Origin of the sequence: Novosphingobium sp. ZW T3_23 (genome assembly GCF_044987305.1) — a bacterium.
Classification (GTDB): domain Bacteria; phylum Pseudomonadota; class Alphaproteobacteria; order Sphingomonadales; family Sphingomonadaceae; genus Novosphingobium.
The window spans coordinates 20,987-36,905 of the sequence record NZ_JBJDRF010000008.1 but is presented as its reverse complement, the minus strand read 5'-3'; the positions used below and the strand labels follow the sequence as shown (position 1 = coordinate 36,905).

Annotated in this window: 9 protein-coding genes; 2 read left to right on the top strand and 7 right to left on the bottom strand. The window is 65.1% G+C overall.

Features of this window, described 5'->3' with window-relative positions:
• Positions 1–316: 316 nt before the first annotated feature.
• Both rpoB and rpoC read left to right on the top strand, forming a co-directional pair.
• Positions 317–4,471 (top strand): DNA-directed RNA polymerase subunit beta, encoded by a 4,155-nt coding sequence (rpoB, locus tag ACI3K3_RS06965; RefSeq protein WP_404912882.1) that lies wholly within the window; start codon positions 317–319, stop codon positions 4,469–4,471.
• Positions 4,472–4,548: 77 nt separating this feature from the next.
• Positions 4,549–8,865: a DNA-directed RNA polymerase subunit beta' gene (gene rpoC, locus ACI3K3_RS06960; protein ID WP_404912881.1), complete on the top strand. Its 4,317-nt coding sequence runs from the start codon at positions 4,549–4,551 to the stop codon at positions 8,863–8,865.
• A 475-nt stretch (positions 8,866–9,340) separates the two neighbouring features.
• Here the strand turns inward: rpoC and ACI3K3_RS06955 are convergent, their stop codons facing one another.
• The 7 genes from ACI3K3_RS06955 to ACI3K3_RS06925 form a co-directional block, all read right to left on the bottom strand.
• Complete coding sequence (locus ACI3K3_RS06955; RefSeq protein ID WP_404912880.1) at positions 9,341–10,069, bottom strand: hypothetical protein; 729 nt, start codon at positions 10,067–10,069, stop codon at positions 9,341–9,343.
• On the bottom strand, positions 10,066–11,193 hold the full coding sequence (gene ispG / locus ACI3K3_RS06950) for a flavodoxin-dependent (E)-4-hydroxy-3-methylbut-2-enyl-diphosphate synthase (RefSeq protein ID WP_404912879.1): 1,128 nt from the start codon (positions 11,191–11,193) through the stop codon (positions 10,066–10,068). Before ispG ends, ACI3K3_RS06955 begins: the two co-directional genes overlap by 4 nt.
• A gap of 346 nt (positions 11,194–11,539) precedes the next feature.
• Positions 11,540–12,052, bottom strand: a complete 513-nt coding sequence (locus tag ACI3K3_RS06945; protein WP_404912954.1) for a GNAT family N-acetyltransferase — start codon at positions 12,050–12,052, stop codon at positions 11,540–11,542.
• Complete coding sequence (locus ACI3K3_RS06940) at positions 12,052–12,549, bottom strand: GNAT family N-acetyltransferase (RefSeq protein ID WP_404912878.1); 498 nt, start codon at positions 12,547–12,549, stop codon at positions 12,052–12,054. Before ACI3K3_RS06940 ends, ACI3K3_RS06945 begins: the two co-directional genes overlap by 1 nt.
• Positions 12,546–13,490: an RDD family protein gene (locus ACI3K3_RS06935; RefSeq protein ID WP_404912877.1), complete on the bottom strand. Its 945-nt coding sequence runs from the start codon at positions 13,488–13,490 to the stop codon at positions 12,546–12,548. Before ACI3K3_RS06935 ends, ACI3K3_RS06940 begins: the two co-directional genes overlap by 4 nt.
• Positions 13,487–14,548 (bottom strand): stage II sporulation protein M, encoded by a 1,062-nt coding sequence (locus tag ACI3K3_RS06930; RefSeq protein WP_313436146.1) that lies wholly within the window; start codon positions 14,546–14,548, stop codon positions 13,487–13,489. The genes ACI3K3_RS06935 and ACI3K3_RS06930 overlap by 4 nt, the downstream gene beginning before the upstream one ends.
• Complete coding sequence (locus ACI3K3_RS06925) at positions 14,545–15,873, bottom strand: DUF58 domain-containing protein (protein WP_404912876.1); 1,329 nt, start codon at positions 15,871–15,873, stop codon at positions 14,545–14,547. Before ACI3K3_RS06925 ends, ACI3K3_RS06930 begins: the two co-directional genes overlap by 4 nt.
• Positions 15,874–15,919 lie beyond the last annotated feature (46 nt).

Sequence of the window (15,919 nt, the reverse complement as noted above, 5' to 3'; positions counted from 1 at the left end):
GTGCTGGCCGGGAAGGCGGCGAGGTCGTTTGACAGCGCGGGAGGCGGCTCCTATATGGGCGGCTCGCTCGATCGCTTCGAGCAAGGCTGGTCCATGCGCGGGGACTGGCTCGGGAAGGAAGCGATACGGGTTTCATCTGACGCGAAAGGCTGCTGGCCGCAACGGTAGAACCCCAGGGTTTCCGCGCGCGCCGGGCGGCCTTTTCGCGTTCCGGATGCCTGTTGCAAGACAGGATAGACGTCACTCGCGACGACGAATTTTTATGGGCCGGTTCACGCGAATCGGTCATCAGAAGCGAAGAGGCAAAGACCAGCTCATGGCCACCAAGCCCGCAAGCGTCCGATCCGCCAAGAAGCGGATCCGCAAGATCTTCGGCGACATCCACGAAGTCGTCCAGATGCCCAACCTGATCGAGGTCCAGCGCGAGAGCTACGAACAGTTCCTGCGCTCGAACCCGGCCACGGGCTATGTCTCGGGCCTGGAAAAGACCCTGCGCTCGGTCTTCCCGATCCGCGACTTCGCCGGCACCAGCGAGCTGGACTTCGTCCACTACGAGCTGGAAGAGCCGAAGTACGACGTGACCGAATGCCGCCAGCGCGGCATCACTTATGCGGCGCCGATGAAGGTCACGCTGCGCCTGATCGTGTTCGAAGTGGACGCCGAGACCGAGACCCGCTCGGTCCTCGATATCAAGGAGCAGGACGTCTACATGGGCGACATGCCGCTCATGACCGAGAACGGCACCTTCTTCATCAACGGCACCGAGCGCGTAATCGTGTCGCAGATGCACCGTTCGCCGGGCGTCCTGTTCGACCATGACCGCGGCAAGACGCACTCGTCGGGCAAGTTCCTCTTCGCCGCCCGCGTGATTCCGTATCGCGGTTCCTGGCTCGACTTCGAGTTCGACGCCAAGGACATCGTGAACGTGCGTATCGACCGCAAGCGCAAGCTGCCGGTCACCGCGCTGCTTTACAGCCTCGGCCTCGATAGCGAGCAGATCCTCGACTACTTCTACCAGACCGTGACCTGGAAGCGTGGTTCGGGCGGATGGCAGCTGCCTTACCAGGCCGAAGCATGGCGCGGCGCCAAGCCGGCGTTCGACATCGTCGACGCCAAGTCGGGCGAAGTCGTGTTCCCGGCCGGCACCAAGATCAGCCCCCGCGCCGCCAACAAGGCGCAGAAGGACGGTCTTGAAGAGCTGCTGATCCCGACCGAGGAAATCTTCGGCCGCTATTCGGCCAAGGACCTGATCGACGAGTCGACCGGCCGCATCTACATCGAGGCCGGCGACGAAGTCAGCCCTGAGAACCTCGAAGCGCTCGACCGCGCGGGCATCGACCAGATCGACCTGCTCGACATCGACGACATCAACACCGGTCCCTGGATCCGCAACACGATGAAGGCCGACAAGGCCGACAATCGCGACATGGGTCTGGAAGCGATCTACAAGGTCATGCGTCCGGGCGAACCGCCGACGAAGGAAACCGCCGAAGCCCTCTTCGCCGGCCTGTTCTTCGACGCCGACCGCTACGACCTCTCGGCCGTGGGCCGCGTCAAGCTGAACATGCGTCTCGGCCTCGACGTCGAGGATACCGTCACCACCCTGCGCACCGACGACATTCTCGCGGTCGTGAAGGAACTGGTCGGCCTCAAGGACGGCAAGGGCGAAATCGACGACATCGACAACCTCGGCAACCGCCGCGTGCGTTCGGTGGGCGAGCTTCTGGAAAACCAGTACCGCGTCGGCCTGCTCCGCATGGAGCGCGCCGTGAAGGAGCGCATGTCGTCGGTGGACGTGTCGACGGTCATGCCGAACGACCTAATCAACGCCAAGCCCGCCGTGGCCGCCGTGCGCGAGTTCTTCGGTTCCTCGCAGCTCTCGCAGTTCATGGACCAGACCAACCCGCTCTCGGAAGTCACCCACAAGCGCCGCGTCTCGGCGCTCGGGCCGGGCGGTCTCACCCGTGAGCGCGCCGGCTTCGAAGTCCGCGACGTTCACCCGACCCACTATGGCCGCATCTGCCCGATTGAAACGCCGGAAGGCCCGAACATCGGTCTGATCAACTCGCTGTCGACCTTCGCCCGCGTCAACAAGTACGGCTTCATCGAAACCCCGTACCGCCGCGTCGTGGACGGTCACGTGTCGAAGGACGTGGTCTATCTCTCCGCCATGGAAGAGCAGAAGCACACCGTCGCGCAGGCGTCGGCCGGGCTGAACACCGACGGCTCGTTCGTCGAGGAACTCGTCTCGGCTCGCCAGAACGGCGAATTCGTGATGAGCCCGCGCGACCAGATCACGCTGATGGACGTTTCGCCCAAGCAGCTCGTCTCGGTGGCCGCCTCGCTCATTCCGTTCCTGGAAAACGACGACGCCAACCGCGCGCTCATGGGATCGAACATGCAGCGTCAGGCCGTGCCGCTCGTGAAGGCGGACGCTCCGTTCGTCGGCACCGGCATGGAAGAGACGGTTGCGCGTGACTCGGGCGCCGCGATCTCGGCGCTGCGCGCCGGCATCGTCGACCAGGTCGACGCCACGCGTATCGTCATCCGCGCCTCGGGCGATATCGAACCCGGCAAGTCCGGCGTCGACATCTACCGCCTCCAGAAGTTCGAGCGTTCCAACCAGTCGACCTGCATCAACCAGCGTCCGCTGGTGAAGGTGGGCGAAGTGGTCCAGGCCGGCGACACCATCGCCGACGGCCCGTCCACCGAGCTGGGCGAACTGGCCCTGGGCCGCAACGTGCTCGTCGCGTTCATGCCCTGGAACGGCTACAACTACGAAGACTCCATCCTGATCTCCGAGCGGATCGTGAAGGAAGACGTCTTCACCTCGATCCACATCGACGAGTTCGAAGTGATGGCCCGCGACACCAAGCTGGGTCCGGAAGACATCACCCGCGACATCCCGAACGTCGGCGAGGAAGCCCTGCGCAACCTCGACGAAGCGGGCATCGTCTACATCGGCGCCGAAGTGCACCCGGGCGACATCCTGGTCGGCAAGATCACGCCGAAGGGCGAAAGCCCGATGACGCCGGAAGAAAAGCTTCTGCGCGCCATCTTCGGTGAAAAGGCTTCGGACGTCCGCGACACCTCGCTGCGTCTGCCGCCGGGCGTTTCAGGCACGATCGTGGACGTGCGCGTCTTCAACCGCCACGGTATCGAGGTCGACGACCGTACCCGCGCGATCCAGAACGAGGAAATCGAACGCCTCGCCAAGGACCGCGAGGACGAACGCGCCATCCTCAACCGCGCCACCTACAACCGTCTGAAGGACATGCTCCTCGGCCAGGTCGCCGCTTCGGCGCCCAAGGGCCTCAAGAAGGGCGTGGACATCACCGAGGAACTGCTGGACGAAGTCGAGCGTCACGAATGGTGGAAGTTCGCGGTTGCGGACGACCACATGCAGTCGCAGCTCGAAGCGGTGAAGACCCAGTACGACCTCACCGTCAAGGCGATCCAGGAGAAGTTCGAGGACCGCAAGGAAAAGCTGGAGCGCGGCGACGAGCTGGCTCCGGGCGTCCTGAAGATGGTCAAGGTCTTCGTGGCCGTGAAGCGCAAGCTTCAGCCGGGCGACAAGATGGCCGGCCGTCACGGCAACAAGGGTATCATCAGCCGCATCCTGCCGCTGGAAGACATGCCCTTCCTCGAAGACGGCACCCCGGTCGACTTCGTGCTGAACCCGCTGGGCGTGCCTTCGCGCATGAACGTCGGCCAGATCTTCGAAACGCACCTCGGCTGGGCCGCCCGCGGCCTGGGCGCGCGTATCGGCGCGGCTCTGGACGACTGGCGCGCAGCCAACCCGAACCCGGAAGCCGGCCAGCCGCCGGAAGCCGTTCGCGAACTGCTCAAGGAAGTCTACGGCGACAACTACACCGCCGAGATCGAGGCGCGCAGCAACGAACAGATCGTCGAGTTCGCCCAGTCCGTCCGCAAGGGCGTGCCGATGGGCTCGCCGGTGTTCGACGGCGCGATCGAAAAGGACGTCACCGACATGCTCCGCCTCGCCGGTCTCGACGAGTCGGGCCAGGTGGACCTGTACGATGGCCGCACCGGCGATCGCTTCGACCGCAAGGTTACGGTGGGCATGAAGTACGTGCTCAAGCTGCACCACCTTGTCGACGACAAGATCCACGCGCGTTCGATCGGCCCCTACTCGCTCGTCACCCAGCAGCCGCTGGGCGGTAAGGCGCAGTTCGGCGGCCAGCGCTTCGGTGAAATGGAGGTCTGGGCTCTCCAGGCCTACGGCGCGGCCTACACGCTCCAGGAAATGCTGACGGTGAAATCGGACGACGTTGTCGGCCGCACCAAGGTCTACGAAGCGATCGTCAAGGGCGACGACACCTTCGAGGCCGGCATCCCCGAGAGCTTCAACGTGCTCGTCAAGGAAATGCGCTCGCTGGGCCTCAACGTCGAGCTGACAAGCCACGACGACAACGAGGACGACGACGGCGTGGCCCTGGCGGCGGAATAACGGGATCGGGCGGGGCCCGCGCGGCCCCGCCTTCCCTTCCGCCCGCCTTGAGAATTCACCCCCAGAGGGACTGAAACATGAACGACCTGACCAAGTTCACCAACCAGATGGCGAAGCCCGAGACCTTCGATCAGATCCAGATCGGTCTGGCCTCGCCCGAGCGCATCCGCTCCTGGTCCTTCGGCGAGATCAAGAAGCCGGAAACCATCAACTACCGTACGTTCAAGCCAGAGCGTGACGGCCTCTTCTGCGCCCGCATCTTCGGTCCCGTGAAGGACTACGAATGCCTTTGCGGCAAGTACAAGCGCATGAAGTACAAGGGCGTCGTCTGCGAAAAGTGCGGCGTCGAAGTCACCGTGACCAAGGTGCGCCGCGAGCGCATGGGCCACATCGAGCTGGCCGCCCCGGTCGCGCACATCTGGTTCCTGAAGTCGCTGCCTTCGCGCATCGGCCTGCTGCTCGATATGCAGCTCAAGCAGCTTGAACGCGTCCTCTACTTCGAGAGCTACATCGTGATCGAGCCGGGCCTGACCCCGCTCGAGAAGTACCAGCTCCTCACCGAAGACGAGATGCTCGACGCCCAGGACGAGTATGGCGAAGACGCCTTCTCGGCCGGCATCGGCGCCGAGGCGGTGAAGCACATGCTCATCAACCTCGACCTCGAGCAGGAGCGTGCGGACCTTCTCCAGGAACTTGAGACGACCAAGTCGGAACTCAAGCCCAAGAAGATCATCAAGCGCCTGAAGGTCGTGGAATCGTTCATCGATTCGGGCAACCGTCCCGAGTGGATGATCCTTGAAGTCGTGCCGGTCATTCCGCCGGAACTGCGTCCGCTGGTGCCGCTGGACGGCGGCCGCTTCGCGACGTCGGACCTCAACGACCTCTATCGCCGCGTCATCAACCGCAACAACCGCCTGAAGCGCCTGATCGAGCTGCGCGCGCCGGACATTATCGTCCGCAACGAAAAGCGCATGCTCCAGGAAGCCGTGGACGCCCTGTTCGACAACGGCCGCCGCGGCCGCGTCATCACCGGCGCCAACAAGCGTCCGCTGAAGTCGCTGTCCGACATGCTCAAGGGCAAGCAGGGCCGCTTCCGTCAGAACCTTCTCGGTAAGCGCGTCGACTATTCGGGCCGTTCGGTCATCGTGACCGGTCCGGAGCTGAAGCTGCACCAGTGCGGCCTGCCGAAGAAGATGGCGCTCGAGCTGTTCAAGCCGTTCATCTACGCCCGTCTTGACGCCAAGGGTCTTTCCATGACCCTGAAGCAGGCCAAGAAGTGGGTCGAGAAGGAGCGCAAGGAAGTCTGGGACATCCTCGACGAAGTGATTCGCGAGCACCCGGTCATGCTGAACCGCGCGCCGACGCTCCACCGTCTGGGCATCCAGGCGTTCGAGCCGGTGCTGATCGAAGGCAAGGCGATCCAGCTGCACCCGCTCGTCTGCTCGGCCTTCAACGCCGACTTCGACGGTGACCAGATGGCCGTCCACGTGCCGCTTTCGCTGGAAGCCCAGCTGGAAGCGCGCGTGCTGATGATGTCCACCAACAACATCCTGTCGCCGGCGAACGGCAAGCCGATCATCGTTCCTTCGCAGGACATGGTACTCGGCCTGTACTACCTGTCGATGGACCGTACCGGCGAGCCGGGCGAAGGCATGAAGTTCGCGGACATGGCCGAAGTGCACCAGGCGCTTCACGTCGGTGCCGTGACGCTGCACTCGAAGATCGAGGCCCGCGTGCCGCAGACCGACGAGAACGGCGAGCAGTACATGAAGCGCTTCGAGACCACTCCGGGCCGCATGCTGCTGGGCGAATGCCTGCCGAAGTCGCACACCGTGCCCTTCGACGTCGTCAACCGCCTTCTCACCAAGAAGGAAATCGGTGACGTCATCGATCAGGTCTACCGTCACACCGGCCAGAAGGACACGGTGCTGTTCGCCGACGCGATCATGTCGCTCGGCTTCCGCAACGCGTTCAAGGCCGGCATCTCCTTCGGCAAGGATGACATGATCATCCCGGAATCGAAGGAAGCCCTGGTGAACGAGACCAAGGAACTGGTTGCCGACTACGAGCAGCAGTACCAGGACGGCCTCATCACCCAGCAGGAAAAGTACAACAAGGTGATCGACGCCTGGAGCCGTTGCGGCGACCAGGTGGCGAACGCCATGATGGAAGACCTGAAGGCGCAGCCGGTCGATCCCGAGACGGGCCGCATGGCCCAGATCAACTCGATCTACATGATGAGCCACTCCGGTGCGCGTGGTAGCCCGGCGCAGATGAAGCAGCTCGGCGGTATGCGCGGCCTCATGGCCAAGCCGTCGGGCGAGATCATCGAAACGCCGATCATCTCGAACTTCAAGGAAGGTCTGACCGTTCTTGAATACTTCAACTCGACCCACGGCGCCCGTAAGGGCCTGGCGGATACGGCGCTCAAGACGGCGAACTCGGGTTACCTGACCCGCCGTCTGGTCGACGTGTCGCAGGACTGCGTCGTCGTGATCGAGGATTGCGGTACCGAGCGCGCGCTGGAAATGCGTTCGATCATTCAGGGCGGTTCCACCATCGCCTCGCTTGCCGAACGTATCCTGGGCCGTACCCTGGCCGAGGACATCGTCGACAAGGAAGGCACCGTCATTGCCGCCAAGGGCCAGCTCCTCGACGAAGCCGCCGTGGCTGCGATCGAGGCGACCGGCCTGCAGGCTGCCCGCATCCGTTCGCCGCTGGTCTGCGAAGCCCAGTCGGGCGTTTGCGGCAAATGCTACGGTCGTGACCTCGCACGCGGTACGCCGGTCAACATCGGTGAAGCGGTCGGCGTCATCGCCGCACAGTCGATCGGTGAACCGGGTACGCAGCTTACCATGCGTACCTTCCACATCGGCGGCGCCGCCCAGCTGAACGAAACCAGCCACCTGGAAGCGATCAGCGACGGTACCGTGGAATATCGCGACATCCCGACGATCGTCGACAAGCGCGGCCGTCGTCTGTCGCTGGCTCGCAATGGCGAGATCGTGGTGCTCGATACCGAAGGCCGCGAGCGCGCCATGCACCGCGTTCCTTATGGTACCGTGCTGCTGCACACCAGCGGCGCCACCATCAAGGAAGGCGAACGCCTGGCCGAGTGGGATCCGTTCTCGCTCCCGATCATCACCGAAACCTCGGGTACGGTGAAGTATCAGGACCTGATCGACACCCGCACGCTGACCGAGCAGGTCGACGATGCCACCGGCATGACCAGCCGCGTCGTCACCGAGGATCGTTCCTCGCGCAGCGCCAAGAAGAAGGAAGACCTGCGTCCGCGCATCACCCTTCTCGACGACGCTTCGGGCGAGGCCGCGCGCTACATGATGGCGCCGGGCACGACCCTCTCGGTGGAAGACGGCCAGACCGTCGAGGCCGGCGACATCATCGCCCGTGCCTCGCGCGAAGCCGCCAAGACCCGCGACATCACCGGCGGTCTGCCGCGCGTTGCCGAGCTGTTCGAGGCCCGCAAGCCGAAGGACAACTCGATCATCGCCAAGGTCTCCGGCCGCATCGAGTTCGTTCGCGACTACAAGGCCAAGCGCAAGATCGCGATCATCCCGGAAGAGGGTGATCCGGTTGAGTACCTGATCCCGAAGAGCCGCGTGATCGACGTGCAGGAAGGCGACTTCGTCAAGAAGGGCGACAACCTGATCTCGGGCTCGCCCGATCCGCACGACATTCTGGAAGTCCTCGGCGTCGAGGCTCTTGCGGAATACCTCGTCGCGGAAATCCAGGAAGTCTACCGCTTGCAGGGCGTGAAGATCAACGACAAGCACATCGAGACGATCGTTCGTCAGATGCTGCAGAAGGTCGAGATCACGGCCGGTGGCGACACCACCCTGCTGCCGGGCGAACAGGTCGACTACGAGGAAATGTTCGAGATCAACAGCAAGCTTCCCGAGGGCAAGCAGCCCGCGGAAGGCAAGCCGGTGCTTCTCGGCATCACCAAGGCGTCGCTCCAGACCCGCTCGTTCATCTCGGCGGCGTCGTTCCAGGAGACCACCCGCGTGCTCACGCAGGCGGCTGTCGAGGGCAAGAAGGACTCGCTCATCGGCCTCAAGGAAAACGTCATCGTCGGCCGCCTCATCCCGGCGGGTACCGGCGCCGGCATGAACCGCGTCCGCGTGGCGGCCACCAGCCGCGACGCTGCCCTGCGCGCATCCTACCGCCGCCTGCAGGAATCTCTGATCGCCGCCAACACGGCGGAAGAAGAGCATGCAGCCGAACTGGCCCAGGGCCCGGAAGCCGCGATCGGCAACGATCCGCTCGCTTCGGTCGAGGGTGAAACCCATGGTCTGGACGCCGATGCCGGCGATTACCTGATCAAGGGCGACGAGCAGGCCGAAGGCCAGCCCGAGGACGGCGACGAGGCGTAAGCCTCTCCCTCCCGCCTGACAGGCACACGAAAGGCCCCGCCGGAGCGATCCGGCGGGGCCTTTTGCTTTGCGCTTCGATCGGCGGCTTACGATGCTCGACCGGCGACATGGCCTGCCGCGCTTGCTGCGGGCATAGAAGCGCCACCTTCCGTTCTCCCGCAAGGCTGATTTAGATGGGCAACCCCGAGTCCAAGTTCGTCCCGGCCGCGATGGCTTCCGTCATCGCCATGGCCGTGTTCGCAGTCTGGTCCAGCCTTGCGGGGCTCGGCGGGGTCGCCTGAAGGTTGAAGTGGAAAGCAGGGGAGCATAGCCCCCCCTGCACCCCAATACTGTCGAGTTAACGCGGACCAACAGCCTCGTTCGCCCATGGCTGCGTCGGGAGACTTATTGGCTGCGCCGCAAGGGGCGCGGGACGAATAGCAGCGCGCTACGTCGACATTCCGGGGTCTGGGGCGATGGCCCCAGGATCATCCCTTTATCTTCCACCCCGATAACCGTGATGAAATCCGGTACCCACCAGCGTCGCGATCAGGCCGACCAGCAGAGCGTCCCAGGTCATCAACCCCCATACCACCGTCGCAGGCTTCCCCAGGGCGACGACATGGTTCCCGTGATGAAGCGGCTGCAACAAGGCGAAGACCGGTCCGGTAAAGAGCGCCATTCGCAGAGCCTGCCCCCAGCCGTTGCGGTAGGCATCCTTCAGGTCGCTGGTGCGGTCGCCCAGCAACCCGCCGATCATCAGCACCATGCCCGGCAAGCTCACCAGGAAGAGCACCGCCGAAAGCGCGAACTGCCCTGCCGGCGGCAGGCGAAGGTCGAAAAGACCGGGAATCGAGCACAGGACCTGAACGAGGAGCCCCAGCAACACCTGTTTCCGGCCAATTCCGGCGAGGCTCCAGAACCGGGCGTCGTCCGAGCGATTGGCCCAGAATCGGGCCGCCATCAGGATCGAGAGCACGAAGCCCGCCATCTTGATCGATCCCGCCGACTGGCGCGCCGCATCGGAAGCGAGCGCCGTGAAGGCATCGTGGCTTGCGAACATACCCAGCCGTATCTCGACGACGTGCTGCGCGAACTCCGGCAGCACCGCGATCGCGGGAATGATCGGCGCCAGCTTCCACAGCAATGCGCCGTCGCGCAGCGAGGCGAGGAACCCCCTCGCCTCTTCCCCCAGCCGCTGCGTCAGTCGCCTGCCTCGGCTCATTCGGCCGCTTGGGCCTGCGCCTCGTTCGCGGCTTCGATCTCGGCGGCCTTGGCCTCTACCAGCTTGACGATGTGGTCCAGCATGTCTTCGGACTGGACGACATGGTCGGTCACGCCTGACAGGTAGACCATGTGCTTGCCATTGCCGCCACCGGTCAGGCCGATATCGGTCTCGCGCGCCTCGCCGGGGCCGTTCACGACGCAGCCGAGCACGGAGAGCGAAAGCGGGGTCTTGATGTGCTGGAGGCGGTCTTCCAGCGCCTCTACCGTGCGGATCACGTCGAAGCCCTGGCGGGCGCAGGACGGGCAGGAAACGACGCGCACGCCGCGCGTGCGCAGACCCAGCGCCTTCAGCATCTCGAAGCCGACGCGCACTTCCTCTTCCGGCTCGGCCGAGAGGGAGACGCGCAGGGTGTCGCCGATGCCGGACCAGAGCAGCATGCCCATGCCGATCGAGGACTTCACGGTGCCCCCGATCAGTCCGCCAGCCTCAGTGATGCCGAGGTGCAGCGGGCAGTCCACCGCATCCGCCAGGCCCTGGTAGGCTGCGACGGCCAGGAACACGTCGCTGGCCTTCACGGCCACCTTGTATTCGTGGAAGTCATGGTCCTGAAGCAGCTTGATGTGATCCAGCGCCGATTCGACCAGCGCTTCGGGGCAGGGCTCGCCGTACTTTTCCAGCAGGTCCTTTTCGAGGCTGCCGGCATTGACGCCGATGCGGATCGCGCAGCCATTGGCCTTGGCGGCGCGCACGACTTCGGCCACGCGGTCGTGGGATCCGATGTTGCCCGGATTGATGCGCAGGCAGGCGGCGCCGGCATCGGCAGCTTCGAGCGCGCGCTTGTAGTGGAAATGGATGTCGGCGATCAGCGGCACGCGGGCGGCGCGCACGATCTCCTTCATCGCCGCCGTGCTCTCCACATCCGGGCAGGACACGCGGATAAGGTCCGCCCCGGCATCCTCGCAGCGGCGGATCTGGTCGATCGTCGCCCCGGCATCGGAGGTCAGGGTATTGGTCATGGTCTGCACCGTGATCGGGGCATCGCCGCCGACGGGAACATTGCCGACCATGATCTGGCGGCTCTTGCGGCGCTCGATGTCGCGCCAGGGACGTATGGAAGACATGGCGCCCCCTATAGGCCCTTGCGGTGACGGTTTGAAGCACGATTGCGCAGGGGCGGCATCAGCCTTTCGGCTTTCGACGAAAGTACAGGAGCGATCGGGCCGGTATTGCCGAGCGACGCACTGTGCGGATGTCCGTGGGGCACGGCGTACTTACCCGGCCCTGGCCCGCGGTCCATCACCCCAGACTCGTCATCCTGAACTCGTTTCAGGATCCATCTTGCCGAACAGGCCGCCGTTGATGGTCAGGAATGGATCCTGAAACGAGTTCAGGATGACGTGGGTTTGTTCGGGCTAGCGTTGGTTGCTCCAAGTGAGGCCGGTTGTTCCAGAAGGCGTCGGTTTCCCTTCACAACATCCGTGCGTAGAGGAACTCGTCGTCGCGCTGCTCGCCGACCATGAAGTGGATGTCCGCGATCTTGCCGAAGCCGTAGCGGGCGTAGAAATTCTGCGCGCCATCGTTGCCGCTCCAGACCGAAAGCTGCACTTCGTCGGCGCCGTGATCGCGCGCGATCTCCAGTGCCCGGTCCATCAGTGCCGAGCCGATCCCGCGTCCCGTCGTATCCGGATCGGTATAGAGTTGCTTGAGTTCTATCACGCGCCGTCCCTGCGCATGTTCCGGCCAGCCGCAGGCCATCACGAGCTTGCAGAAGCCGAGCAGCCTGCCCTCCGCTTCCGCCACCACCACGCGCATGGCGGGATCGGCAATTTCCTTGGCCGTCTTTGCCGCGCTGTGCGATTCGTTCAGGAAGTTGTCGAGATCCTCGGGCGTATACATGTCCCCGAACTTCGCGACGAAGCTGCGCGCACCGAGATCGGCCAGGGCGGCCGCATCGGCAGGGACGGCCATCCGCAGTTCCATCATAGCGCCCTCGTCATGCACAGGGAAAAGGGATCGGGCTCATAGCTGCCGAAAGGCGGACATTCCTCGAAGCCATGGGCGCGGTAGAGGCCATGGGCGGCGTGGAACGGTTCGGGTCGGCCGGTTTCCAGGCTTACGCGCAGATAGCCGCGCACCCGCGCCTCCTCCATCAGGCGCAACAGGATCGCCTTGCCCACGCCCTTTCTCCGATAGTCGTTCGCCGCGCGCATGGACTTGAGTTCGCCGTGCCCGTCGTCGAGGTGCTTGATGGCGCCGCAACCGGCCAGCCGCCCGCCCTTCGAGCCAGACAAGGCCGCGCCAGACAAATCCCAGGCCGAAAAAAAGGTCACGTCCGGCTGGCGCAGGCGCTCGGCCGGCATGGCGTGGACGCTTTCGGGCGGAGACCAGCGGTGCATCTCGTCGAGATGGAACTGAAGCAGGTCGAGCACCCGCCGGTCGGTCAGGTCATCCGCGACAATGGCAAGCTGGAGAGTCATTCAGGCGTTCCCGAAAACTTGTCGGCCTTGCGGCGGCCCATGCGCATGCCCGCTTCCAGACGGGCGCGCAACTGCGTGTAGTAGGCCTCCAGGAAAGCCCGCTCATCGTTCCAGCCGTCGCTGCGGCCGATCTTATGCGCGATGGTCTGGTAGACGCTCTCCAGCGATTCCGAGCGATCGTCACGCAGCACGCGTTCCAGCGCCTGCAATTCGTATTCGCCGTAGACCGCCAGCTCTGCCTCCTCGAAGCGGTAGCCCTGGCGACCAGCGGGCGCGGGCCGCGCTGCATCGACCTCTACCGGGGCCTGCCGCTCCACCGACATCGCCGCCTCCAGCTTCTGCCGAGGCCGCTCCAGCACCCAGGTTCCGGCGATCATGTCCCCGGCACGCAAGGCATCGCGATTGAACAGCGGCATCAGCAGGAAGATCGCCAGCCATCCGCTGGCGGCCAGCCAGCCCATTCCGCTTTCCGCGCCAGCCTGGAGGATGAAGACGACCGGCAGGAACAGCTCGATATCGCGCAGCAGGTTGCGGGCGATGACCATTTCCGCCGTCAGCCGCCCGCCATCGCGCGCGGCGATGCGAATGCCGGCAACCCGCTTGCCCGGCGTCGCCCCCCTCGGGCCCAGCTCGAAGAACAGGAAATAGGCATTGCGGAACAGGAACATCGCGATGACCCAGACGATCACCAGGAACTGCAAGGCATGGCCGAGCGCGTTCTTCTGTTCGAGATTGCGGTCGATCCCGGTCACCCCACCCGCGATTTCGATGAGGCCCCAGGTGGTCAGCCCCATCAGCGTGAGGATCACCACGAAATCGAGCAGCAGCGCCCCAAGCCGCGATCCCCGGCTGGCGACGGTGACGGGCACAGAAATCCCCTCCGGCGTCACCAGCACACGATCGCGCGCGGTCCGGCGATAGCGGGTGGGCACCACGCTCATGCCGCGCGCACTTTCCCGCGATTGCCCTTGAAGGCGAAGAAATAAGCGCACCACAACGCCAGCATGAACCCGCCGATGGCGAAGCGGCCGAAGGTCTGGTCCACCAGCTGCCGGGCGAAGCCTTCCAGCAGCGCGGCGATGATCAGCATCAACACGACCCCGGTCATGACCAGCGCCGCCCGCCGCCCCGCCTCGGCCGTGGCCTGAAGCACCGGCCGGTTACCGGGAAAGGCCAGCGAGCGGCCGATGTGCAGCCCCGCTGCGCCTGCCAGCAGGATGGCGAACAGCTCGGTCGTGCCATGGACCGCCAGCCAGCCCGCGAAATCCACCAGCAGCCCGGCGCCATGGTAGAGCCAGAGCATCGCGCCCAGCATCGCCATGTTGTGGACCAGCAGCAGCAGCGAAGGGATGCCGAATGCGAAGCCCAGCGCGAAGGCAAGGATGGAAACCTGCGAATTGTTGCTGAAGAGCTGGGTGGCGAACAGGCTCATGCCGTTCTCTCCGCTCGCCCCGAACAGCGTCCGCCGCAAGGCTTCCGGCGTGGCGCCCGGAACGCGCCCGCCCGCCATGTCGCCGCCCACGAGCACCTGATACCAGTTCACGTCGTGCGCCACGAGAAGCCAGCCGACGGCAGTGCCCGCCACCATGACCGCCAGCGCCACCAGGATGTCCAGCCAGATCGTGCGAACCGCCGCGCTCCAGCCGCCGCCCAGGAAGCCCCGCAGCCAGTCCCAGAGCGAACTGCGCGGCCCGTAGACCACGAACCAGGCCCGTTGGACCAGCGCTTCCAGATAGGCCAGCGTCGCCGCGTCGAGCGAGGTTTCGCGCGCGATGGAGAGGCTGGAGGCCACGGTACGGTATAGCCCCGGCAGGGCCAGCAGGTCTTCGTCGGAAAGGCGGCGCAGGCGGCCTTTTTCCATGCGCGTGACGATCGCCTCCAGCCGCTGCCAATCGGCCTGGCGCTCCAGGCGGAAGCGATCGGAGCGCAAGGCGGCGCTTTCGATTGCGGCGACCGATTCGGGAAGCCCGGATCTGGAGAATAGCCTGGAGACGTTCATCCGATCGCTCCCGATCGCTTGATGGCAAGATAGGCGTCGATCAGGCGGGTGCCGATCGTCTGATAAGGCGCCTCCACCACATCGACGCCAAGCTGTTGCAGTTTCCGCGTCACCAGTGCCCGCTGGCGCAGGAGCGTATCGGCCGAAACCGCCATGGACAACGTCTCCAGGTCTTCCGGCGCGGCACCGGAAATCGCCTCAAGCTCGTCGTCGGCCATGGTCACGAACAGGACGACATGACGCGAGACGAGGCGGCCGATCGATTCGATCATGAGCTGGGCGCTGGTGGGATCGGTAAAGTCTGAAAAGACAACGATCAGCGAGCGGCGCTGGAGCCGCGCCGCCAGGGTTGCCAGCGCCAGCGTGAAGTTGGGTTCCTCAGAGCGATATTCCAGGCCTGCCGCGGCGCGTTGCAGTCGGAAGAAATCGCGGGAGGCGGTAACAAAGGGCGTCGCCACTTCGGGCCGCGCGGCAAAGCCGAACAGCGACACCCGGTCGCCCCCCTTGAGCGCAACATAGCCCGTCGCCAATGCCGCCGAAACCGCGCGGTCCAGCCGGGGCACCCCCTGGATCGGTTCGCACATCGTCTGCCCGCAATCGAAGGCGAAGACGATCTGGTTGTTGCGCTCCGTCTCGTATTCCTTGGCATAGAGGTGGACGTGGCGCGCCGAGCTTTTCCAGTCGATCCGGCGGCGGTCCATGCCGGGCTCGTACTCGGCCAGCGATTCGAACTGGGTGCCCTCCCCCCGGATGCGCCGCGCGATCAGGCCGTACTGGGCGTCCTTCAGGAAGGTCTGCAAGGCGGGCGAGCGCACGGCGGCGATGTTCGGCCAGATTCGCACCTCCCTGCCGAGATCGCCGCGAAACTGTCGCGCGCCGAGGCCGAGAGGCCCGGTCCAGCGCAACCACGTCCCGGAAATCCGCGCAGTGCCGCGCCGGGAGGCCTGTAGCGACAGGACGCCGCGCCACCCCTGCTCCCCGCGCGTCAGCGGCAGACCGGCCTGCCCGCCCGGCGCGAGGCGCGGATCGCATTCCAGCACGAGTTCCACATGGGAGGCGCGCGTGCCGGACAAATCGATCGTGGCCACGGCCTCGAACGGCGCCCCTACCTCCACGTCGGCAGGCACCGCCACACGCAGATCGCCCAGGCGCCCGGCCAGCAAGGCATCGACGACGATGAGCCCCAGCACGATCAGCCCCAGGATCGGAGCCACCACCCAGGCTTCGGGCCGGGTCGCGCCGATCACCAGCGCCACCGGGGCCGCGACGGCCAGCACCCCGGCCGCGCGCGCGGTGGGCACGATGGGAGCGGAACGCAGGCTCATCGGGTCATTCTCATCGAATCATTCTCAACGGATCAGGCCCGTCCGA

Bases quoted from the DNA above. Each gene is read 5' to 3' on its own strand.
- rpoB (WP_404912882.1), top strand. From the start codon at position 317: ATGGCCACCAAGCCCGCAAGCGTCCGATCCGCCAAGAAGCGGATCCGC.
- rpoC (WP_404912881.1), top strand. From the start codon at position 4,549: ATGAACGACCTGACCAAGTTCACCAACCAGATGGCGAAGCCCGAGACC.
- ACI3K3_RS06955 (WP_404912880.1), bottom strand. From the start codon at position 10,069: ATGAGCCGAGGCAGGCGACTGACGCAGCGGCTGGGGGAAGAGGCGAGG.
- ispG (WP_404912879.1), bottom strand. From the start codon at position 11,193: ATGTCTTCCATACGTCCCTGGCGCGACATCGAGCGCCGCAAGAGCCGC.
- ACI3K3_RS06945 (WP_404912954.1), bottom strand. From the start codon at position 12,052: ATGGAACTGCGGATGGCCGTCCCTGCCGATGCGGCCGCCCTGGCCGAT.
- ACI3K3_RS06940 (WP_404912878.1), bottom strand. From the start codon at position 12,549: ATGACTCTCCAGCTTGCCATTGTCGCGGATGACCTGACCGACCGGCGG.
- ACI3K3_RS06935 (WP_404912877.1), bottom strand. From the start codon at position 13,490: ATGAGCGTGGTGCCCACCCGCTATCGCCGGACCGCGCGCGATCGTGTG.
- ACI3K3_RS06930 (WP_313436146.1), bottom strand. From the start codon at position 14,548: ATGAACGTCTCCAGGCTATTCTCCAGATCCGGGCTTCCCGAATCGGTC.
- ACI3K3_RS06925 (WP_404912876.1), bottom strand. From the start codon at position 15,873: ATGAGCCTGCGTTCCGCTCCCATCGTGCCCACCGCGCGCGCGGCCGGG.